14 protein-coding genes, 1 tRNA gene and 1 rRNA gene are annotated in these 21,007 nt (G+C 69.9%); 13 read left to right on the top strand and 3 right to left on the bottom strand.

Annotated features, from left to right (window positions below; all coding sequences use genetic code 11):
• The 3 genes from rrf to ACH4G3_RS00015 form a co-directional block, all read left to right on the top strand.
• A 5S ribosomal RNA gene (gene rrf, locus ACH4G3_RS00005) occupies positions 1-95 on the top strand; the annotation flags it as partial.
• 114 nt (positions 96-209) lie between these two features.
• Entirely contained in the window at positions 210-872 is a 663-nt protein-coding gene (locus ACH4G3_RS00010; RefSeq protein WP_397623338.1) for a DegT/DnrJ/EryC1/StrS family aminotransferase, read from the top strand.
• Between the two features lie 74 nt (positions 873-946).
• Positions 947-1,022 (top strand) — tRNA-Thr (locus ACH4G3_RS00015).
• Between the two features lie 43 nt (positions 1,023-1,065).
• On the opposite strand, the gene ACH4G3_RS00020 is transcribed toward ACH4G3_RS00015, so the two are convergent.
• Positions 1,066-3,819, bottom strand: a complete 2,754-nt coding sequence (locus ACH4G3_RS00020; protein ID WP_397622289.1) for a SpoIIE family protein phosphatase — start codon at positions 3,817-3,819, stop codon at positions 1,066-1,068.
• 375 nt (positions 3,820-4,194) lie between these two features.
• Between ACH4G3_RS00020 and ACH4G3_RS00025 the strand changes: the two genes are divergently transcribed.
• The 10 genes from ACH4G3_RS00025 to ACH4G3_RS00070 all read left to right on the top strand — a co-directional run bounded on the left by ACH4G3_RS00025 (position 4,195) and on the right by ACH4G3_RS00070 (position 19,293).
• Positions 4,195-9,666: a HAMP domain-containing protein gene (locus ACH4G3_RS00025; protein WP_397622290.1), complete on the top strand. Its 5,472-nt coding sequence runs from the start codon at positions 4,195-4,197 to the stop codon at positions 9,664-9,666.
• A 307-nt stretch (positions 9,667-9,973) separates the two neighbouring features.
• Positions 9,974-10,654 (top strand): response regulator, encoded by a 681-nt coding sequence (locus ACH4G3_RS00030; RefSeq protein WP_354748628.1) that lies wholly within the window; start codon positions 9,974-9,976, stop codon positions 10,652-10,654.
• Positions 10,655-10,781: 127 nt separating this feature from the next.
• Entirely contained in the window at positions 10,782-13,538 is a 2,757-nt protein-coding gene (locus ACH4G3_RS00035; RefSeq protein WP_397622291.1) for an FtsK/SpoIIIE family DNA translocase, read from the top strand.
• A 265-nt stretch (positions 13,539-13,803) separates the two neighbouring features.
• Positions 13,804-14,655: a helix-turn-helix domain-containing protein gene (locus ACH4G3_RS00040; protein WP_397622292.1), complete on the top strand. Its 852-nt coding sequence runs from the start codon at positions 13,804-13,806 to the stop codon at positions 14,653-14,655.
• A 93-nt stretch (positions 14,656-14,748) separates the two neighbouring features.
• Positions 14,749-16,230: a 30S ribosomal protein S12 methylthiotransferase RimO gene (gene rimO / locus ACH4G3_RS00045; RefSeq protein ID WP_397622293.1), complete on the top strand. Its 1,482-nt coding sequence runs from the start codon at positions 14,749-14,751 to the stop codon at positions 16,228-16,230.
• Positions 16,227-17,135 (top strand): CDP-diacylglycerol--glycerol-3-phosphate 3-phosphatidyltransferase, encoded by a 909-nt coding sequence (gene pgsA / locus ACH4G3_RS00050; RefSeq protein WP_397622294.1) that lies wholly within the window; start codon positions 16,227-16,229, stop codon positions 17,133-17,135. Before rimO ends, pgsA begins: the two co-directional genes overlap by 4 nt.
• Entirely contained in the window at positions 17,132-17,677 is a 546-nt protein-coding gene (locus tag ACH4G3_RS00055) for a CinA family protein (protein WP_397622295.1), read from the top strand. Before pgsA ends, ACH4G3_RS00055 begins: the two co-directional genes overlap by 4 nt.
• 109 nt (positions 17,678-17,786) lie before the next feature.
• On the top strand, positions 17,787-18,167 hold the full coding sequence (locus ACH4G3_RS00060; protein WP_020276318.1) for a helix-turn-helix domain-containing protein: 381 nt from the start codon (positions 17,787-17,789) through the stop codon (positions 18,165-18,167).
• Positions 18,168-18,389: 222 nt separating this feature from the next.
• Positions 18,390-18,860: a Dps family protein gene (locus tag ACH4G3_RS00065; RefSeq protein ID WP_306963005.1), complete on the top strand. Its 471-nt coding sequence runs from the start codon at positions 18,390-18,392 to the stop codon at positions 18,858-18,860.
• Between the two features lie 175 nt (positions 18,861-19,035).
• Entirely contained in the window at positions 19,036-19,293 is a 258-nt protein-coding gene (locus ACH4G3_RS00070; RefSeq protein WP_397622296.1) for a hypothetical protein, read from the top strand.
• A 65-nt stretch (positions 19,294-19,358) separates the two neighbouring features.
• Here the strand turns inward: ACH4G3_RS00070 and ACH4G3_RS00075 are convergent, their stop codons facing one another.
• A complete protein-coding gene (locus ACH4G3_RS00075; RefSeq protein ID WP_397622297.1) occupies positions 19,359-20,123 on the bottom strand; it encodes an SDR family NAD(P)-dependent oxidoreductase in 765 nt (254 codons plus the stop codon).
• Positions 20,124-20,155: 32 nt separating this feature from the next.
• Positions 20,156-20,983 (bottom strand): Fpg/Nei family DNA glycosylase, encoded by an 828-nt coding sequence (locus ACH4G3_RS00080; protein ID WP_397622298.1) that lies wholly within the window; start codon positions 20,981-20,983, stop codon positions 20,156-20,158.
• Positions 20,984-21,007: the final 24 nt, after the last annotated feature.

Here is a 21,007-nt window from a genome sequence, read left to right on the forward strand (position 1 = left end):
AAACGCCCGGTTACATTCCGAACCCGGAAGCTAAGCCTTACAGCGCCGATGGTACTGCAGGGGGGACCCTGTGGGAGAGTAGGACGCCGCCGAACAATTATTGACAGGGTTGGACCCGGAACTTCGGTTACGGGTCCAACCCTTTTTTGTTCTCCGTCACTTGAAGTTCACGTTGCGCGATCAGCATCCAGAGCATGGGTACTGCTGCAATGCTCAGGGCCGCCGGGGTCGGACTCGGTGACGAGGTCGTCGTGCCGGCCTTCGGGAACGTCGAAGTCGCCGAGGCCGTGGCCAAGGCCGGGGCGCTGCCCGTGTTCGCCGACATAGATCCCTTCACCTACTGCCTCGATGCCTCCGCTGTGGAAGCGGCGGTGACTCCGCGGACCGCGGCCGTGGTGGTCGTACACCGCTTCGGCCGGCTCGCCGACATCGCGCGGCTGCACGAGCTGGGAGCGCGGCACGGGCTGCTCGTGCTGGAGCAGGGGGAGTCCGAGGCGCCGTACGACGAGATAGCCCAGCGCAGGGAGCGGGCCGCCTATCTCCATGCGAAGTTGAGGGGTGTGCGCACGCCGGACGACGGTGACGGGCATACCTATCAGCAGTACGTCGTGCGCGTTCCGGGCAACGGACGGCCGGATCGGGACGCTTTCGCGCGGGCTGTGCGGAGCAGGGGAGTCGACTGCCGTGTGCCGGTGAAGACTCCGGTGCATCGACTGCCCGAATTCCGGCGGTGTGTTTCTCTCCCGGAGACGGAGCGGGCTTCCGATGAGACGCTCGCACTGCCGGTGGACGCCACCCTGACGAAGCGGGACATGCAGCGGATCGTGTCCGCCTGTAATGCCCTTGGAGGGCTTCTTCAGCCCGCTTTCTGACGTGGTTGGGAGCACGGGTCTGTTCGGGGTATGATCTATCCCGTTGCCGCGCGGGAAACCCCGCAAAGCGACAGGCCCCTATAGCTCAGTCGGTAGAGCGTCTCCATGGTAAGGAGAAGGTCAACGGTTCGATTCCGTTTGGGGGCTCCAGCAGAAAAGGCCCCACCCTCACGGGTGGGGCCTTTTTCGTGTCCTAGTCCTTGTGGAGGCCCGGGACGCGCATCGCCAGGATAGCCATGTCGTCGGACGGGGCGTCCGACGCGAAGCGTTCGACCGCGCGCATGATGCGCGCCGCGACCGCTCCGGCCGTGAGGCCCGTGCAGGTCGTGAGGACGTCTGCGAGGCCGTCGTCGCCCAGCATGCGGGCGCCTTCTCGGCGTTCGGTGACGCCGTCCGTGACGCACAGGAGGACGTCGCCGGGGTCGAGGGTGATTGTCTGCTCGTAGAGCTCCAGGTCGTCGATGACGCCGAGGAGCGGCTGGGGTTCGGCTGCCGGTTCCACCGAGCCGTCCTGGCGCAGGCGCAGCGGGAGCGGGTGGCCGGCGCAGACCACCTTCAGTTCGGCGCTGCCGTCCTCCTGGGGACGCATCTCGCCGTAGAGGAGGGTGAGGAAGCGGCTGCGGGCGCCTTCGTCGAGGATGGCGGAGTTCAGGCGTTCCAGGACCGCCGGGCCGCTGAGGCCCTCGCGGGCCAGGAGGCGCAGGGCGTGGCGGGCCAGGCCCGTGACCGCCGCCGCGTTCGGGCCCGTACCGCAGACGTCGCCGATGGCGAAGCCGTAGGCGCCGTCGCGGATGGGGAAGACGTCGTAGAAGTCGCCGCCGACCTCGTTGCCCTCGCCGGCCGCGCGGTAGATGACCTCGACCTCGACTCCCTCGATCGTGGGGAGCTCCGGGGGGAGGAGGCTGCGCTGGAGTGACTGGCTGATGGCCGTGCGCTCGGAGTAGAGGCGGGCGTTGTCCAGGGCCAGGGCGGCTCGGCGGGACAGGTCCTCGGCGAGTTCCAGGATCTCCTGGCGGAAGTGTTCGTCGGTCGGTTTGCCGAGCGTCAGCATGCCGATGACGCGGTTGCGGGCGACCAGGGGAAGGACGACCGTCTCGCCGCCCACCGCGGATGCCGTGGCGAGGGTGGGGGCGATCCCGGGTGTGACCTGGCGAGTCGGGCCGCCGCTGAGGCCGAGGCTGCGCATGGAGCTGCGCAGGGCCGCCTGGTGGGCCACCTCGGCGGGAGCCGTCCAGACCCGGGCGCCGGGGGTGGGGACCGGGTCGGGCGGGGGCACCTTCGACAGCAGGGACTTGATGCCGTCGATGAGTTCCTCGTCCTCGTGCAGGACGTACGAGAGGTACGGCTCGGAAGCCTGGTGGGCGATCGTGTAGACGGCGCACCAGGTGGCGAGGGTGGGGACCGTCATCTGGGCCATCAGGGCCAGCGTCTGGTCGCGGTCCAGGGTGCCGGCCAGCAGGTCGGAGGCCTCGACGAGGAAGTTCAGGGAGCCGCGGCGCAGGCGTTCCAGTTCGCCGAGGCGGGCCGATTCCACGGCGAGTGCGATGCGGTCGGCGGCGAACTGGAGGCGCAGGGCCTCCTCGTTGGAGTATCTGCCGGGGGCCTCGGCGGCGACGCCGAGGGAGCCGGTGAGGCGGCCCTCGACCTTCAGCGGGACCGTGACGACCGAGCGCATGCCCGTGCCGTTCAGCAGCGGCACCGCGCCGGGGACCGCCGTCAGGTCGTCGTGGACGGCCGGCATGCGGGCGGAGCCGTAGCGGCCGGAGCCTGCCTCGACGGGGACGCGGGCGAAGCGCTGGCGGGCGGAGGGGAGGCCCGTGGAGGCGCGGACCTCCAGTTCCGTCTCGTCGTCGGTGGCCAGCAGGAGGAACGCGGAGTCGCCGTCGAGCATGTCGCGAGCGCGTTCGACCGTGCGCTGGAGGAGTCCGTCGAGGTCGTCCGGGGCGGGGTAGCCGATGAACACCTCGAAGGGGTCGGTGCTCTGGCCCTCGGAGGTGGTGCCGGTGTCGGAGGCGGGGCCGCGCAGAGGCGTCTGGAGAACTGCCCGTTCGTGGTCGCGTACCAGGAGGCACACGGTTGACGGTTCGCCGCCGGTGTCGCGGACGCGCAGGTGGGACGCGTAGACGGGGGCCACGCGGCCGTCGGCGGCGCGGATGCCGTAGCTGCCCTCCCAGCGGGAGAGCTGGAGTGCCTCCGCGATGCCGGTGCTGGTGCCCGGGGTGTGCGGCCAGGCCGCGAGGTCGGTCAGGGGTTTGCCGGTGACCTGCTCGGCCGGGTAGCCGAAGAGGTCCTCGGCGTCCTCGTTCCAGGCGGTGATGTGGCCGGTGCGGTCGATCTGGATGACGGCCACGCGGACCCGGCCGTCGGCGAGGGGGAGGAGGTCGGCGGGGAGGGCCGGGCCGGCCGCGCGGGTGCCCACCGTCCGGGCCGGGAGGTCGAGTCGGAACCAGACGGTCTTGTGAGTGGGGGTGTACTCGACGCCCCAGCGGCCGGCGAGGGCCGCGCAGAGCTGGAGGCCGCGTCCGCCCTCGCGGTCGGGGCTGCCCATGTTGATGGCCGAGGCCTGGAGCGGGATCTCACGCTCGGGGTAGCGGTCGGCCACCTCGATGCGTACGCCCTCGTCGCTGCGCAGGCAGAGCAGGTCCGCTGAGGTGCCGGCGTGGACCACGGCGTTGGTCACCAGTTCGCTGGTGAGAACGACGGCGTCGTCGACGATGTCGGCGAAGCCCCAGCCCTGGAGGGTGTCGCGGACGAAGGAGCGGGCGCTCGCGACAGATCGCCCGACAGGCTCGAAACTGGCGGCCGCTCGCGCGGTGATCACAGAACTCCTCGACCGGTTCTCGACGTGCTGGGCTGCTTGGCCGACCGGCTCGCGCCGCTGTTGCGGCAGGCCACCCGTCGGCCGGGGGTCCGGGGGCTGTCCCCCCGGGATCAGTCCGGTGGTCATGTGTGCGGCCGCCCCTCCGATGCCCGCTCGTCTTCGTGCCACCGCCCAGGCCGGACGGACCGGCGTGGCTGGACAGCCGGATGCAAGGTTACTTACCTTCGCGGTCCATGCGGATGCCGGTCTGCAGTGTTTCCGTCCGGAGGGTGTGCGGACGATGTGCGAAGCTGCCGAACTGTTATGGCCTGGTTCGGCCAGGGTGAAACACTGGGCAAGCTTCTTGTGAAAGTCCGGGCAGGCTGAGTGTCTTCTGCGTACGGGGGGCAGCAGCCCCCTGGGCACGGCCTGGTATGCAGGGCAGAGAATACGCAGTAGTAACCGGTACGCCGAGCGTGGTACCCCAGCACAGTGACGGTCGACCCCTGCGGGAGGGACACAGTGGAGTCTGGCGCAGCGACGCGTGGCAAGAAGACGCGCGCGAAAGGCGGACAGTCCCCGAGCAACCAGGGAAAAGTGCGCAGTGGCACGACTGAGGTGGACACGGCATCCCTGAACCGGCTGATGGTAGCCCTGGTGGCGATGCGGGACGGCAACTTCCGCAAGCGGCTCACGGTGTCCGGGGACGGCGTCATGGCCGAGATCGCGGCGGTTTTCAATGAGGTGGCCGACCGCAATCTGCATCTGACGGGTGAGCTCTCGCGCGTGCGGCGGATGGTGGGCCGGGAGGGCAAGCTCACCGAGCGGCTGGAGACGGGGGCCTGTGAGGGCTCCTGGGCGACCGCGATCGACAACTCGAATGCCCTGGTGGACGACCTGGTTCGGCCGGTTTCCGAGGTCAGCCGGGTGCTGTCCGCGGTGGCCGAGGGTGATCTGTCGCCGCGTATGGAGTTGCGGACGCAGGTGCCGGACGGGAACGGGCAGCCGCTGCGCGGCGAGTTCCTGAAGGTCGGGCGGACCGTCAACAACCTGGTCGACCAGTTGTCGACGTTCACCGACGAGGTCACGCGTGTGGCCAGTGAGGTGGGCACCGAGGGCAAGCTCGGTGGGCAGGCCCGTGTACGTGGTATGTCGGGTTCATGGCGGGATCTCACGGACTCCGTCAACACGATGGCTTACCGGCTCACCGCTCAGGTGCGGGACATCGCGCTGGTGACGACGGCGGTCGCCAAGGGTGATCTGTCCCGGAAGGTCACGGTTCAGGTGGCCGGCGAGATGCTGGAGCTGAAGAACACCGTCAACACGATGGTGGACCAGCTGTCGGCGTTCTCCTCCGAGGTGACCCGGGTGGCCCGTGAGGTGGGCACCGAGGGTGCGCTGGGCGGGCAGGCGCAGGTGCCGGGTGTCGCGGGTGTGTGGAAGGAACTCACCGATTCGGTGAACACCATGGCCGGGAACCTCACGGCCCAGGTCCGCGGGATCGCGGAGGTGACGACCGCGGTCGCCAACGGTGACCTGTCGCGGAAGGTGACCGTGCAGGCGCGGGGCGAGGTCGCGCAGCTCGCCGAGACGATCAACCAGATGACCGAGACGCTGCGGATCTTCGCGGACGAGGTCACGCGTGTGGCCAACGAGGTCGGGGCCGAAGGGCGGCTCGGTGGTCAGGCGAATGTGCCGGGTGCGGCGGGGACGTGGAAGGACCTCACCGATTCGGTGAACACGGTCTTCCGGAATCTGACCACCCAGGTGAGGGACATCGCCGCGGTGACGACGGCCGTGGCCAACGGTGATCTGTCGCAGAAGGTCACCGTGAATGTGGCCGGCGAGATGCTGGAGCTGAAGAACACCGTCAACACGATGGTGGACCAGCTGTCCGCTTTCGGTGCCGAAGTGACCCGGGTGGCCCGGGAGATCGGTGTCGAGGGCGAACTGGGCGGCCAGGCGCAGGTGCCGGGCGCGGCCGGGACCTGGAAGGACCTGACGGACTCCGTCAACACGGCGTTCCGGAACCTCACCGGACAGGTGCGGAACATCGCCCAGGTGACGACGGCGGTTGCCAACGGTGATCTGTCGCAGAAGGTCACGGTCGACGTCTCCGGCGAGATGCTCAAGCTGAAGAACACCGTGAACACGATGGTGGACCAGCTGTCGTCCTTCGCCGACCAGGTGACCCGGATGGCCCGGGACGTGGGCACGGAGGGCCGCCTCGGCGGTCAGGCCCAGGTGGACGGCGTGTCCGGCACGTGGAAGGAGCTCACCGACTCCGTCAACTCCATGGCCGGGAACCTCACCTCCCAGGTGCGCAACATCGCGCAGGTGACGACGGCGGTGGCCCGGGGTGATCTGTCGCAGAAGATCGACGTGGACGCGCGCGGGGAGATCCTCGAGCTGAAGAACACCATCAACACGATGGTCGACCAGCTCTCGGCCTTCGCCGACCAGGTGACCCGCGTCGCCCGCGAGGTGGGTACGGACGGCCGGCTGGGCGGTCAGGCGCAGGTGCCCGGGGTCGCCGGTGTGTGGCGTGACCTGACGGACTCCGTGAACGGCATGGCAGGCAACCTCACCGCCCAGGTGCGCAACATCGCGCAGGTGGCGACCGCGGTGGCCCGGGGCGATCTCTCGCAGAAGATCGACGTGGACGCGCGCGGGGAGATCCTCGAGCTGAAGAACACCCTGAACACGATGGTGGACCAGCTGTCGTCGTTCGCCCAGGAGGTCACGCGTGTGGCCCGTGAGGTGGGTACGGAGGGCATCCTGGGCGGCCAGGCCGAGGTGCAGGGCGTCTCCGGCACCTGGAAGGACCTCACCCAGTCCGTGAACGGCATGGCGAACAACCTGACCATCCAGGTGCGCAACATCGCCGAGGTCACGACCGCGGTGGCCCGTGGCGATCTGTCGAAGAAGATCACCGTCGACGCCAAGGGCGAGATCCTCGAACTCGTCACGACCGTCAACACGATGGTCGACCAGCTGTCCTCCTTCGCCGAGCAGGTGACCCGGGTGGCCCGTGAGGTGGGCACCGAGGGCATCCTGGGCGGTCAGGCGCACGTGCCGGGCGTCACGGGCATCTGGAAGGACCTGAGCGACAACGTCAACCTGATGGCCAAGAACCTCACCACCCAGGTGCGGAACATCTCCCAGGTCTCGGCGGCGGTCGCCAACGGTGACCTGACGCGGCAGGTGACCATCGAGGCGCGCGGCGAGGTCGCTCAGCTGGCCGACACCATCAACACGATGGTGAAGACGCTGAGTTCGTTCGCCGAGCAGGTCACCAAGGTGGCCCGTGAGGTGGGCACGGACGGCATCCTGGGCGGGCAGGCGCACGTGCCGGGTGTGGCCGGTACGTGGAAGGACCTGACCGAGTCCGTGAACCAGATGGCGTCCAACCTGACCGGCCAGGTGCGCAACATCGCCATGGTGACCACGGCCATCGCCAAGGGTGACCTCACGAAGAAGATCGACATCGACGCGCGCGGGGAGATCCTGGAGCTGAAGACGACCATCAACACGATGGTCGACCAGCTGTCGTCCTTCGCCGAGGAGGTCACCCGGGTCGCCCGCGAGGTGGGCACGGAGGGACAGCTCGGCGGGCAGGCACGCGTGCGTGACGTCGACGGCACCTGGCGGGACCTGACGGAGTCCGTGAACGAGATGGCCGGGAACCTGACGCGGCAGGTGCGTGCCATCGCGCGCGTGGCGACCGCGGTGACCCGCGGCGACCTGAACCTGAAGATCGACGTGGACGCGTCCGGGGAGATCCAGGAGCTTCAGGACTACATCAACAAGATGATCGCCAACCTGCGCGACACCACCATCGCCAACAAGGAGCAGGACTGGCTCAAGGGCAACCTGGCCCGTATCTCCGCGCTGATGCAGGGCCGGCGCGACCTGGAGGACGTGGCCTCGCTGATCATGAGCGAGCTGACGCCGGTGGTGTCCGCGCAGCACGGCGCGTTCTTCCTGGCGATGCCGCTCGTCGACGGCGAGGACATGAACGCCGCGGACGACGACCAGTACGAGCTGCGCATGCTCGGCTCGTACGGCTACTCGATGGGCTCCATGCCGACGTCGTTCCAGCCCGGTGAGGCGCTGATCGGCACGGCCGCCACGGAGAAGCGCACGATCCTCGTGGAGAACGCGCCCAGCGGCTACCTGAGGATCTCCTCGGGGCTCGGTGAGGCGCCGCCCGCGCAGGTGATCGTGCTGCCGGTGCTCTTCGAGGGCAAGGTGCTCGGTGTCATCGAACTGGCGTCCTTCACGCCGTTCACCCAGATCCAGAAGGACTTCCTCAACCAGATCGCGGAGATGATCGCGACGAGCGTCAACACCATCTCCGTCAACACCAAGACGGAGCTGCTGCTGGCGCAGTCGCAGAAGCTGACCGAGCAGCTGCGGGAGCGTTCCGCGGAGTTGGAGCAGCGGCAGAAGGCCCTCCAGGCGTCCAACGCCGAACTGGAGGAGAAGGCCGAGCTGCTGGCCCAGCAGAACCGCGACATCGAGGTGAAGAACACCGAGATCGAGGAGGCGCGGCAGGTCCTGGAGGAGCGCGCCGAGCAGCTCGCGGTGTCGATGCGCTACAAGAGCGAGTTCCTGGCGAACATGTCGCACGAGCTGCGTACGCCGCTCAACTCGCTGCTGATCCTCGCCAAGCTGCTCGCCGACAACGCCGAGGGGAACCTCTCCCCGAAGCAGGTCGAGTTCGCCGAGACGATCCACGGGGCCGGTTCCGACCTGCTCCAGCTCATCAACGACATCCTCGACCTGTCGAAGGTCGAGGCGGGCAAGATGGACGTCTCACCGACGCGGATCGCGCTCGTCCAGCTCGTGGACTACGTGGAGGCCACCTTCCGGCCGCTGACCGCGGAGAAGGGCCTGGACCTGTCCGTGCGGGTGTCGCCTGAGCTGCCGGCGACGCTGCACACCGACGAGCAGCGGCTGCTCCAGGTGCTGCGCAACCTGCTGTCCAACGCGGTGAAGTTCACCGACTCCGGGTCGGTGGAGCTGGTCATCAGGCCGGCGCGGGACGACGTGCCGCAGAAGATCCGGGAGCAGTTGCTGGAGACCGGGTCGCTGACCGATCCGGACGCCGAGCTGATCGCGTTCTCCGTGACCGACACCGGGATCGGCATCGCGTCCAGCAAGATGCGGGTGATCTTCGAGGCGTTCAAGCAGGCCGACGGCACGACCAGCCGCAAGTACGGCGGTACGGGGCTCGGGCTGTCCATCTCGCGGGAGATCGCCCAGCTGCTCGGCGGAGAGATCCACGCGCAGAGCGAGCCGGGCCGCGGCTCGACGTTCACGCTGTACCTGCCGCTGCACCCCAGCGAACTGCCGCCGCAGGGCTATCAGCAGCAGCTGCCGGCCCTGGAGGCCGGTCACCTGATGGCGTCGACGCCGGACCTGTCCGAGCTGTCCGAGGTCGAGGTCGAGACGCCGGCCGAGGTGAAGTCGTACAACGAGACGCAGAACGGGCCGGCGGCCCTGTTCCGGCGGCGGCGCAGGATGCCGGAGCTGGCGCCGCGCCCGGCGCAGCCGGAGCAGTGGACGCCCGCGGAGCAGGAGACGGCGCCGAAGACGCAGCGCGGCATCCGGTTCGGCGGTCAGAAGGTCCTGATCGTGGACGACGACATCCGCAACGTCTTCGCGCTGACCAGTGTCCTGGAGCAGCACGGTCTGTCCGTGCTGTACGCGGAGAACGGCCGTGAGGGCATCGAGGTGCTGGAGCAGCACGATGACGTGGCGGTCGTCCTGATGGACATCATGATGCCCGAGATGGACGGGTACGCGACGACCACGGCGATCCGCAGGATGCCGCAGTTCGCCGGGCTGCCGATCATCGCGCTGACCGCGAAGGCGATGAAGGGCGACCGGGAGAAGGCGATCGAGTCGGGCGCCTCCGACTACGTCACGAAGCCGGTCGACCCCGATCACCTGCTGACGGTGATGGATCAGTGGATGCGAGGGGAATGAGGGGAACGTTGGACCGTTACGCAACGTTGGCGGGAAGGTTCGGTGTTCACACGGAGTTGCGGACTCAGTGTGCGCATAGTCGTGTAGAAGTACGAGATCTGGGGAACCTTCTGGTCTCCTGCTGCGTTTCTGCTACGTGCACAGTGACATCACGGTGACAGGGTGTGGCGACGGGCGGGGTGCGGCTACGATGACCGGCACAAGGACGGGCGGCGCAAGGGAGTCGTCCCCTGGGGCAGCACCCACCGGTGCATCCCCAGGTCCTGCGGACAGGGGAGGCCCCACGCCGGGGCGAGGAGGGCGGGCCATGGTGCAGAAGGCCAAGATCCTCCTGGTCGATGACCGGCCGGAGAATCTGCTTGCGCTGGAGGCGATCCTCTCTGCGCTCGATCAGACGCTGGTGCGGGCATCGTCCGGGGAGGAAGCGCTCAAAGCGCTGCTCACGGACGACTTCGCGGTCATCCTGCTGGACGTCCAGATGCCGGGCATGGACGGCTTCGAAACAGCCGCGCACATCAAGCGGCGGGAGCGGACCCGGGACATCCCGATCATCTTCCTCACCGCGATCAACCACGGGCCGCACCACACCTTCCGGGGTTACGCGGCGGGCGCGGTCGACTACATCTCCAAGCCGTTCGACCCGTGGGTGCTGCGCGCGAAGGTCTCCGTCTTCGTCGAGCTGTACATGAAGAACTGCCAGCTGCGTGAGCAGGCGTCGCTGCTGCGCCTCCAGTTGGAGGGCAACGGCAAGGACGCGGACGGCGAGGCCAAGGAGTCGGCCGGGCTGCTCGCCGAGCTCTCCGCGCGGCTCGCGGCCGTCGAGGAGCAGGCCGAGGCGCTGACCAAACAGCTCAACGACGACTCGACGGACGCGGCGGCGGTGGCCACGGCGGCTCATCTGGAGCGCAAGCTCACGGGGTTGCGGCGGGCGCTGGACGCGCTGGAGCCGGGCACCGGGACCACATCGTCGGTGTCCTCGCAGAACTGACGCCCGGGCAGGCGAGGTTGCCCGCCCATGAGCCCGCGTCAATTCCGTGCCTCTCCCGGAGCGACACGAACGGGTGAAGCCGTAGGCACACGTGTCCCTCGTCGTCTCCCCCGGTAACCTCACACCCATGGCCTCACGTCCCTCCGCAGCGAAGAAGCCGCCCGCGAAGAAGGCGGCCGGTTCGGCGAAGGCTCCGGCGAAGAAGGCCGCTGCCAAAAAGGCTCCCGCGAAGAAGGCGCCCGCCAGGAAGGCCGCGGCGAAGAAGGCCGCGCCCAAACCGGCTCCGAGCCCGACCGGGGGCATCTACCGGCTCGTGCGCGCCGTGTGGCTCGGCGTCGCCCATGCTGTGGGCGCCGTGTTCCGGGGCATAGGGCAGGGCGCCAAGAACCTCGACCCGGCTCATCGCAAGGACGGTGTCGCCCTGCTGTTGCTCGGCATCGCGCTGATCGTCGCCGCGGGCACCTGGGCCGACCTGAAGGGCCCTGTGGGTGACCTGGTCGAGATCCTGGTGACCGGTGCCTTCGGCCGGCTGGACCTGCTCGTGCCGATCCTGCTCGCCGTCATCGCCGTGCGGTTCATCCGCCACCCGGAGCAGCCCGAGGCCAACGGACGCATCGTCATCGGCCTGTCCGCGCTCGTCATCGGCGTGCTCGGCCAGGTCCACATCGCGTGCGGCTCACCAGCGCGTGGCGAGGGCATGCAGGCCATAAGGGACGCCGGCGGCCTCATCGGCTGGGCCATGGCGACCCCGCTGTCGTACGCCATGGGCCACATGCTCGCCGTGCCGCTGCTGGTGCTGCTGACGGTGTTCGGGCTGCTCGTCGTCACGGCCACGCCGGTCAACGCCATTCCGCAGCGGCTGCGGCAGGCCGGGGTGCGGCTCGGGATCGTCCGCGACCCGGCCGAGGACGAGTTCGGCTACGCCGAGGACGATGAGCGCTACGACGAACAGTGGCGGGAGGCGCTGCCCGCGCGCCCGCGCGGCAGGCGTACGCCGGCGCCCGCGGCGTACGACCCCGACAGCGCCGAGCAGGAGGCGCTCTCCCGGCGCCGCGGCCGCCCCCGGCGGTCCGCCGTGCCGCAGCCCGACATGGACCGCCCCATGGACGCCGTGGACGTCGCCGCGGCGGCGGCCGCCGCGCTCGACGGGGCCGTGCTGCACGGGATGCCGCCCTCGCCGATCGTCGCCGACCTCACCCAGGGCGTCACCGTCGGGGACCGCGAGGCGACCACGCCGACGCCCGTCCCGGCCGCCCGGCCCCAGCAGGAGAAGCTCAAGCAGGAAAAGCTCAAGCAGGACGAGCCCGAGCAGGAGAAGCCGAAGGCGGGCGTCCGCGACCTCACCAAGTCCCCGCCCGCCAAGCCCCGCGATCTGCCCCCGCGCGCGGAACAGCTCCAGCTGTCCGGCGACATCACGTACGCGCTGCCGTCCCTCGACCTCCTCACGCGCGGGGGCCCCGGCAAGGCCCGCAGCGCCGCCAACGACGCCATAGTCGCCGCGCTCACCAACGTCTTCACCGAGTTCAAGGTGGACGCCAGCGTCACCGGCTTCACGCGCGGGCCGACGGTCACGCGCTACGAGATCGAGCTCGGCCCCGCCGTGAAGGTCGAGCGGATCACCGCGCTGGCCAAGAACATCGCCTACGCCGTCGCCAGCCCGGACGTGCGGATCATCAGCCCGATCCCCGGAAAGTCCGCGGTCGGCATCGAGATCCCGAACACCGACCGGGAGATGGTCAACCTCGGCGACGTGCTGCGGCTCGCGGAGTCCGCGGAGGACGACGACCCGATGCTGGTCGCCTTCGGCAAGGACGTCGAGGGCGGCTACGTCATGCACTCACTGGCGAAGATGCCGCACATGCTGGTCGCCGGCGCCACCGGTTCCGGCAAGTCGTCCTGCATCAACTGCCTGATCACCTCGATCATGATGCGGGCGACCCCCGAGGACGTCCGGATGATCCTGGTCGACCCCAAGCGGGTCGAGCTGACGGCCTACGAGGGCATCCCGCACCTGATCACCCCGATCATCACCAACCCCAAGCGGGCCGCCGAGGCGCTCCAGTGGGTCGTACGCGAGATGGACCTGCGCTACGACGACCTGGCCGCCTACGGCTACCGGCACATCGACGACTTCAACCGGGCCGTGCGCGAGGGCAAGGTCAAACCGCCCGAGGGCAGCGAGCGCGAGCTCCAGCCGTACCCGTACCTGCTGGTCATCGTCGACGAGCTCGCCGACCTGATGATGGTCGCGCCGCGGGACGTCGAGGACGCGATCGTGCGCATCACGCAGCTCGCGCGCGCGGCCGGCATCCACCTCGTGCTCGCCACACAGCGGCCGTCGGTCGACGTCGTCACCGGCCTGATCAAGGCGAACGTGCCGTCGCGGCTGGCGTTCGCCACGTCGTCGCTCGCCGACTCGCGGGTCATCCTCGACCAGCCGGGCGCGGAGAAGCTCATCGGCAAGGGCGACGGGCTGTTCCTGCCGATGGGTGCCAACAAGCCGACCCGTATGCAGGGCGCCTTCGTCACCGAGGAGGAGATCGCGGGCGTCGTCCAGCACTGCAAGGACCAGATGGCGCCCGTCTTCCGGGACGACGTCACCGTCGGGACCAAGCAGAAGAAGGAGATCGACGAGGACATCGGCGACGACCTCGACCTGCTGTGCCAGGCGGCCGAACTGGTCGTCTCCACGCAGTTCGGGTCGACGTCCATGCTCCAGCGCAAGCTGCGTGTCGGCTTCGCCAAGGCCGGGCGGCTGATGGACCTCATGGAGTCCCGGAACATCGTCGGGCCGAGCGAGGGTTCCAAGGCTCGTGACGTTCTTGTGAAGCCTGATGAGCTGGATGGCGTGCTCGCGGTGATCCGGGGGGAGTCTGAAGGGTAGGAACAGCGGGTCAGGGCCGGTCGCCACGCCGAGTCGTACTGCAATCGGGTGTCCGGATCGTGACTCACCCGTAAGGGATCGTCGAGCAACCGTTTCCCTTCGGTGTACGTCAAGTTGAGGGAAGCGATGAACCGCTTTCGCACCATCGGAATGTCGGGCCATTCCGATGGCGTACAAAGTGCCACCGCCCGGTTGCCCCACCCTTTTGTACCCCCCCTAGACTGAACCTCCAGCACAGGCGGCTACACGCTCGAAAGGCGCCCCCGTGTCCATCGGCAACTCCCCTGAAGACGAGCGTCCGTTCGAAGACGAGCGCGTCGAAGAAGACCGCGAGGAAGCCCGCCCCTCCATCGGCCGTGCCCTTCAGCAGGCGCGTATCGCCGCTGGGCTGACCGTCGACGACATCAGTAGCGCCACCCGGGTCCGCATGAACATCGTGCACGCCATCGAGGCGGACGACTTCACCGCCTGCGGTGGGGACGTCTATGCCCGAGGGCACATCAGGACCCTGGCCAAGGCCGTCCACCTCGACCCCGCGCCGCTGCTCGCCCAGTACGGCGACGAGCACGGCGGGCGCCCGGCACCGACCCCGGCGGCTCCCCTCTTCGAGGCGGAACGAATCCGTCCGGAGCGGCGGGGGCCCAACTGGACCGCCGCCATGGTCGCCGCGATCGTCGCCGTGATCGGATTCGTCGGGTTCACCATGTTCCAGGGCGGCGACAGCGGCGGCGAGGCGACCGTGGCCGAGGGTTCCACGCCCACGACCGGCGGCTCCGCCTCCCCGACCACCAAGACCAAGAAGCCCACCGACCCCACGCCCGAGGCGTCCGACAGCGCCATCGCCGCCGCGCCCCAGGACAAGGTGACGGTCCAGGTGGCCGCCGCCGACGGCCGCAGCTGGATCTCCGCCAAGGACCACAACGGCCGGCTGCTCTTCGACGGATTCCTCAAGCAGGGCGAGACCAAGACCTTCCAGGACAGCTCGAAGGTCCACCTCGTCCTCGGGGACGCCGGTGCGATCGACCTCTTCGTCAACGGCAAGAAGATCAAGGACGACTTCCAGCCGGGTTCCGTGGAGCGCCTGACGTACACGAAGGGTGACCCCGAGGCCGGATAACCGGTCCGCAGGGCACAGTCACCACGGGGTTGGTCCGGAAACGGCCAACCCCGTCGACGTGGGGTGTCAGCGGGACGAAGTACTCTTGAGCCCATGCCTGAACGCCGTACCGTCGCACTCGTCACCCTTGGCTGCGCCCGTAACGAGGTGGACTCGGAGGAGCTCGCAGGCCGTTTGGAGGCGGACGGCTGGCAGCTCGTGGAGGACGCCGAGGACGCGGACGTCGCTGTCGTGAACACCTGTGGCTTCGTCGAGGCCGCCAAGAAGGACTCCGTCGACGCCCTCCTGGAGGCCAACGACCTCAAGGGACACGGCAGAACCCAGGCCGTCGTGGCGGTGGGCTGCATGGCCGAGCGGTACGGCAAGGAACTCGCCGAGGCCCTCCCCGAGGCCGACGGCGTGCTCGGGTTCGACGACTACACGGACATCTCGGACCGGCTCCAGGCCATCCTCAACGGCGGCATCCACGCCTCGCACACCCCGCGCGACCGGCGCAAGCTGCTCCCGATCAGCCCGGCCGAGCGGCAGGGGTCGGCCGCCGAGGTCGCGCTGCCCGGGCACGCCCCGGCCGACCTTCCGGAGGGCCTTGCTCCGGCCTCCGGCCCGCGTGCGCCCCTGCGGCGCCGTCTGGACGGCTCCCCGGTCGCCTCCGTGAAGCTCGCCTCCGGCTGCGACCGGCGGTGCTCCTTCTGCGCCATCCCGTCCTTCCGCGGCTCCTTCATCTCCCGCCGCCCGAGCGACGTGCTGAACGAGACGCGCTGGCTGGCCGAGCAGGGTGTGAAGGAGATCATGCTGGTCTCCGAGAACAACACCTCCTACGGCAAGGACCTCGGCGACATCCGCCTGCTGGAGTCGCTGCTGCCGGAGCTCGCCGAGGTGGACGGCATCGAGCGAGTGCGGGTGAGCTACCTCCAGCCCGCCGAGATGCGGCCGGGCCTGATCGACGTGCTGACGTCGACCCCGAAGGTCGCGCCCTACTTCGACCTCTCCTTCCAGCACTCCGCGCCCGGCGTGCTGCGCGCGATGCGCCGCTTCGGCGACACCGACCGGTTCCTGGAGCTGCTCGACACGATCCGCAGCAAGGCGCCCGAGGCCGGCGTGCGCTCCAACTTCATCGTCGGCTTCCCCGGCGAGAGCGAGGCCGACCTCGCCGAACTGGAGCGGTTCCTGAACGGCGCGCGGCTGGACGCCATCGGCGTCTTCGGCTACTCCGACGAGGAGGGCACCGAGGCGGCGACCTACGAGAACAAGCTCGACGAGGACGTCGTCGCCGAGCGGCTGGCCCGCGTGTCGCGGCTGGCCGAGGAACTCGTCTCGCAGCGCGCGGAGGAGCGCGTCGGCCAGACGGTGCACGTGCTCGTCGAGTCCGTCGACGACGAGGAGGGCGTGTACGGCCGCGCGGCGCACCAGGCGCCCGAGACGGACGGCCAGGTGCTGCTCACGAGCGGCGCGGGTCTGAGCAGCGGCCGTATGGTCGAGGCGAAGGTGGTCGGTACCGAGGGCGTCGACCTGGTGGCCGAGCCGCTGCAGGGCTCGTTCGCGTCGCCGGCGTGGAGTGAGGAGGCGGGCAGATGACCGGTGTTCCGGCATCCGCGGCGGGAGGCCCCTCCGGCGCGAGGAGGGCCGCGTCCGGTGCGGCTTCGGGGAAGGTTCCCGGGGCTTCGATGGGCCGGTCGGCCGCGCGGTCGGCCGAGGGCGGTGCGGCCGGTGCGGCGTCGGCTGCGCGGCAGGGTGCGGCGGCCGGCGCGGCGCCAGGTGCCGGTCATGGTGCGGCGTCCGGTGCGGGTGACGGCGGGGCCGCCGTCGGTGACGGCCCGGAGAGCGCCGTCGTCGACACGCAGGACGACGGGAAGCCGGCGCGGGGCGGGAAACTGGCGGCCGCGGCCGTCAACCAGGCCAGCGTCTGGAACGTCGCCAACCTCCTGACCATGCTCCGGCTGATCCTCGTACCGGCCTTCGTCGCGCTGATGCTGGCGGACGGCGGGTACGACCCGGCGTGGCGGTCCCTCGCCTGGGCGGCCTTCGCCATCGCCATGATCACCGACCTCTTCGACGGTCATCTGGCGCGTAGGTACAACCTGGTCACGGACTTCGGGAAGATCGCCGACCCCATCGCCGACAAGGCGATCATGGGGGCGGCGCTGATCTGCCTGTCCGCGCTCGGCGATCTGCCGTGGTGGGTGACCGGCGTCATCCTCGGCCGGGAACTCGGGATCACGCTGCTGCGTTTTCTGGTCATCCGGTACGGCGTCATCCCCGCCAGCCGCGGAGGCAAGCTCAAGACGCTCACCCAGGGCGTGGCCGTGGGCATGTACGTGCTGGCGCTGACGGGGTGGCTGGCCACCCTGAGGTTCTGGGTGATGGCCGCGGCGGTCGTTCTGACCGTGGTGACCGGGCTCGACTATGTGAAACAGGCCATTGTGCTGCGCAGGCAGGGAATCGCCGAGCGCGAGGCCGCGTTGGAGGAGAAGGAAGCGTGAGTTCCACGGCCACCGACGTGGTGCGACTACTCACGGTGAAGGGTGCGACGCTCGCCGTCGCGGAGTCGCTGACCGGTGGCCTCGTTGCGGCGGAGATCACATCCGTGCCGGGGGCGTCCAAGGTCTTCCGGGGCTCGGTGACGGCCTACGCCACCGAACTGAAGCATGAACTGCTGGGTGTCGACGCCACCCTGCTGACGGCGCGAGGAGCGGTGGATCCGCAGGTCGCGGCCCAGATGGCGGCCGGAGTGCGCAAGGCGCTCGGCACGGACTGGGGCATCGCCACCACCGGTGTCGCGGGCCCCGAGCCGCAGGACGGACAGGGCGTCGGGACGGTCTTCGTCGCCGTGGACGGACCCCTGAGGGTCGATTCCGGTTCTGCCGGCGGCGGAAAAGTGGAGGCTCTGCGGTTGAACGGCGACCGCGAGGAAATTCGTAGAGAGAGTGTACGGAGCGTACTCGCACTGCTCCTGAAGGAGCTTGCGGGCGAACAGACCGGGAATGAGCGGGCACAGGATACGGAACGGAACGGGGGGTTTTGATGTTTGCAGCCCTGAGTGAACACGACATCGCTCCCCGCACGGCCGCGGCGCAAGGCGGTACGGTGGGGCGTAATGGATGCGGCTACGCGGTCCGAGGAGGGAGCCACCGATGATTCTGCTCCGTCGCCTGCTGGGTGACGTGCTGCGTCGGCAGCGCCAGCGCCAGGGCCGTACTCTGCGCGAAGTCTCCTCGTCCGCCCGAGTCTCACTCGGCTATCTCTCCGAGGTGGAGCGGGGGCAGAAGGAGGCTTCCTCCGAGCTGCTCTCCGCCATCTGCGACGCGCTGGACGTACGGATGTCCGAGCTCATGCGGGAAGTGAGCGACGAGCTCGCCCTGGCCGAGCTGGCCCAGTCCGCTGCGGCCACCCCCAGCGAACCTGTGCCCACGCCGGTTCGCCCGATGCTGGGTTCCGTTTCGGTGACCGGTGTGCCACCGGAACGGGTGACGATCAAGGCGCCCGCCGAGGCGGTGGCCGCCACCGCCGCGTGACGCTTCGCGCGTGCGCGGCATGAACGAGCGGCGCTGACCAGGCGCCGAGACTGGTGAGGCCCCGGCCGGGGTTCTCCGGGAGATCCGGAGGGGTATCGGTCGGGGTTTTCGCTTGCCCGCAGACCGCCGGGCAGGGTTGTGCCCGATTTGTTTGCGTTTGCCGGTGGGGCGTGCGGCGGTCATCGTTGAGGGGATGGCGGGGGGAAGTCACCGGAGGTGCGGATGTACGTCGTGAAGAGCCCGCTGTCCGACGCGAGCCTGAAGACCGTGTCCGAGGCGTTGCAGGGTGCCCTCGCCGACCTGGTGGACCTCGCCCTCGTGGCGAAGCAGATCCACTGGAACGTGGTGGGTCCGCGCTTCCGCTCCGTGCATCTCCAGCTCGACGAGGTCGTCGACACCGCGCGGAAGTACTCCGACACCGTGGCCGAGCGCGCCGCGGCGCTCGGGATCTCACCTGACGGGCGTGCCGCGACGGTCGCCGTCGGCAGCGGGATCGGCGTGACCCCCGAGGGGTGGGTCGATGACACGACCGCCGTGGGGGCGCTCGTCGAGGCGCTGGGCGCGGTGATCGCGCGGATGCGGGAGCGGGTCGAGGCGACAGGCGAGCCGGATCCCGTGAGCCAGGACATCTTCATCGGGATCACGGCGGACCTGGAGAAGCATCACTGGATGTTCCAGGCCGAGAACGGGTGACCGGAGCGGGCGCGGCAGCGGGCGACGGGCCGACCGGAGGGCCCGCCGCTCGGGGTGCTGCGGCTCGCGGTCTCGCAGCTCGGCGCAGTGGGGTGTGCGATGCGCCTGTGTGCCGTTGGTGCGCCCTGCCCGCCCGCCCGGGCGGCCGAATAGCGTCGGGCCGGAGGTGGCGGCCATGACGGGGACACGGCGCTGGGGGGCCCGCGGGGCTGTGCTGGGGCTGGGGGCGCTGTGGTGGTGGGCGGTGCTGCGGCTGGTGGTTGTGCCCGGGGCCGGGGCGCTGGAGGCGACGGTCGTGGCCGGGGGGTGGGGGCTGAGCGTGCTGCCGGTGCATTGCGTGCCGAAGGGGCGGGCGAGTGGGGCCGTCGGCACGGGCCGGTGGCGGAGGGTGCTGGGGGGCGGGGGCCGGGGTGTGGTGTCGCGGAGGGGGTGATGCCCGGGGTGGGGTATTTGGGGCGAGGGGGTTTCTTTGTGAGTGGGTGGGAGTGCCAGGTGTCCTTACCAGGGCATCGCCACACCGCCGTTCGGGCGGATGATCTGGCCCGTCGTGAAGGACGAGGCGTCGGATGCCAGGTGGAGGACCGCGTGCGCGATGTCCTCGGGGGCGCCGACCCTCCCCAGGGGTGACATGCGGGCCATGACGGCCTCCGTCTTCGCCTGGGCGTCGCGGTCGTGGCGGTCGGTCATGGGCGTACGGATCCAGCCGGGCGCGACCGCGTTGACGCGGATGCCGTGCCGGCCGACCTCGGTCGCGAGGGTCTTGGTCAGCTGAACCACCGCCGCCTTGGCCGCGCCGTAACAGAGCAGCCCGGGGGCGCCGGTGTCGACGGCGCCCGAGGCCATGGTGACGATGCTGCCCCCGGAACCACGGGCGATCATCAGGCGGGCCGCCTCCTGGCAGGCGTACAGCACACCTTTGAAGTTGACGTCGAGCACCCGGTCGAGGTCCTCGTCCCGGGTCTCCAGCACCGGACTGCTGTGCATGATCCCGGCGATCGCTGCCACGACGTCCAGGCGTTCGCAGGAGGTGATGGCCTGCCTCAGCCGGGCGCGGTCGGTGACGTCGAGGCCGTGCGTGTGGGCGGTGCCGCCGCCGTCCTTGATCAGAGTCGCCGTCTCGTGCAGGCCCTCGGGGTCGCGGTCCGCGCAGTGCACGGTGGCGCCCGCCTCCCCGAGCAGGAGCGCCGAGGCACGGCCGATGCCGCTCGCGGCTCCGGTGACGAACGCAGTGCGGCCGGTGAGGTCGTACGCCGTGACGGGCATACAGGGACCGTACGAGTGTTTCTGACGGGTCGTCAATTGGTGCGGCTGCGCCGGGCCCGTGACGCGGCCGGCGCGGGGCCGGGCTGGCAGGTGGGGCACCAGTACGTGGGGCGTTCGCGGGAGCCGTCGCCCTGGTCGGCGACACGGACGGAGGTGTGGCAGCGCAGGCAGGGGCGGGGCGCCCGGCCGTACACGAAGAGGTCCTGGCCGCGGCGGCCCGTCGTCGTGCGGATCGGGCGGTCGCGGTTGGTCTCCAGCAGCCTCTTGGCGAGCGCGGGCAGCTGGGCGGCGCGCTCGGCGGGCAGGTCGCCGACGGGGAGCCAGGGGGTGACGCCGAGCAGGAAGCAGAGCTCGCTCTTGTAGACATTGCCGATACCGGCGAGGTTGCGCTGGTCGAGCAGGGCCTCGCCGAGGGGGCGGGCGGGGTCCTGGAGGAGATTGGCGAGCGCCCGGTCGGGGTCCCAGTCCGGGCCCAGGAGGTCGGGGCCGAGGTGGCCGACCGCGCGGTGCTCGTCGGTGGTGCGCAGGAGTTCCAGGACGGGGAGGCGGTAGCCGACGGCCGTGCGGTCGGCGTTGCCGAGGATCGCGCGGATCTGGTGGCCGGGGCCGCCGCTCCAGCGCCGGCCGTTCGCGTACACCTTCCAGGAGCCGTCCATCCGCAGGTGGGAGTGGAGGGTCAGGCCGCCCTCGACGCGGGTCAGGAGGTGTTTGCCGCGCGGGGTGACGTCGAGGACCGTACGGCCCGTGAGGTCGGCCGTGGCGAGCCGGGGAACCCGGAGGTCGCTGCGGGTCAGCACCTTGCCCGCGAGGGCGTCGTGCAGCCGGCTCGCGGTCTGCCAGACCGTGTCACCTTCGGGCATGGGTCAAGGGTGGCACGTCGCCGT

Origin of the sequence: Streptomyces afghaniensis (assembly GCF_044327915.1) — a bacterium.
In the GTDB taxonomy this organism is placed as follows: Bacteria; Actinomycetota; Actinomycetes; order Streptomycetales; family Streptomycetaceae; genus Streptomyces; species Streptomyces afghaniensis.

Bases quoted from the DNA above. Each gene is read 5' to 3' on its own strand.
- rimO (WP_397622293.1), top strand. From the start codon at position 14,749: ATGCCTGAACGCCGTACCGTCGCACTCGTCACCCTTGGCTGCGCCCGT.
- ACH4G3_RS00020 (WP_397622289.1), bottom strand. From the start codon at position 3,819: ATGACCACCGGACTGATCCCGGGGGGACAGCCCCCGGACCCCCGGCCG.
- ACH4G3_RS00075 (WP_397622297.1), bottom strand. From the start codon at position 20,123: ATGCCCGTCACGGCGTACGACCTCACCGGCCGCACTGCGTTCGTCACC.
- pgsA (WP_397622294.1), top strand. From the start codon at position 16,227: ATGACCGGTGTTCCGGCATCCGCGGCGGGAGGCCCCTCCGGCGCGAGG.
- ACH4G3_RS00030 (WP_354748628.1), top strand. From the start codon at position 9,974: ATGGTGCAGAAGGCCAAGATCCTCCTGGTCGATGACCGGCCGGAGAAT.
- ACH4G3_RS00080 (WP_397622298.1), bottom strand. From the start codon at position 20,983: ATGCCCGAAGGTGACACGGTCTGGCAGACCGCGAGCCGGCTGCACGAC.
- ACH4G3_RS00070 (WP_397622296.1), top strand. From the start codon at position 19,036: ATGACGGGGACACGGCGCTGGGGGGCCCGCGGGGCTGTGCTGGGGCTG.
- ACH4G3_RS00035 (WP_397622291.1), top strand. From the start codon at position 10,782: ATGGCCTCACGTCCCTCCGCAGCGAAGAAGCCGCCCGCGAAGAAGGCG.
- ACH4G3_RS00065 (WP_306963005.1), top strand. From the start codon at position 18,390: ATGTACGTCGTGAAGAGCCCGCTGTCCGACGCGAGCCTGAAGACCGTG.
- ACH4G3_RS00060 (WP_020276318.1), top strand. From the start codon at position 17,787: ATGATTCTGCTCCGTCGCCTGCTGGGTGACGTGCTGCGTCGGCAGCGC.
- ACH4G3_RS00010 (WP_397623338.1), top strand. From the start codon at position 210: ATGCTCAGGGCCGCCGGGGTCGGACTCGGTGACGAGGTCGTCGTGCCG.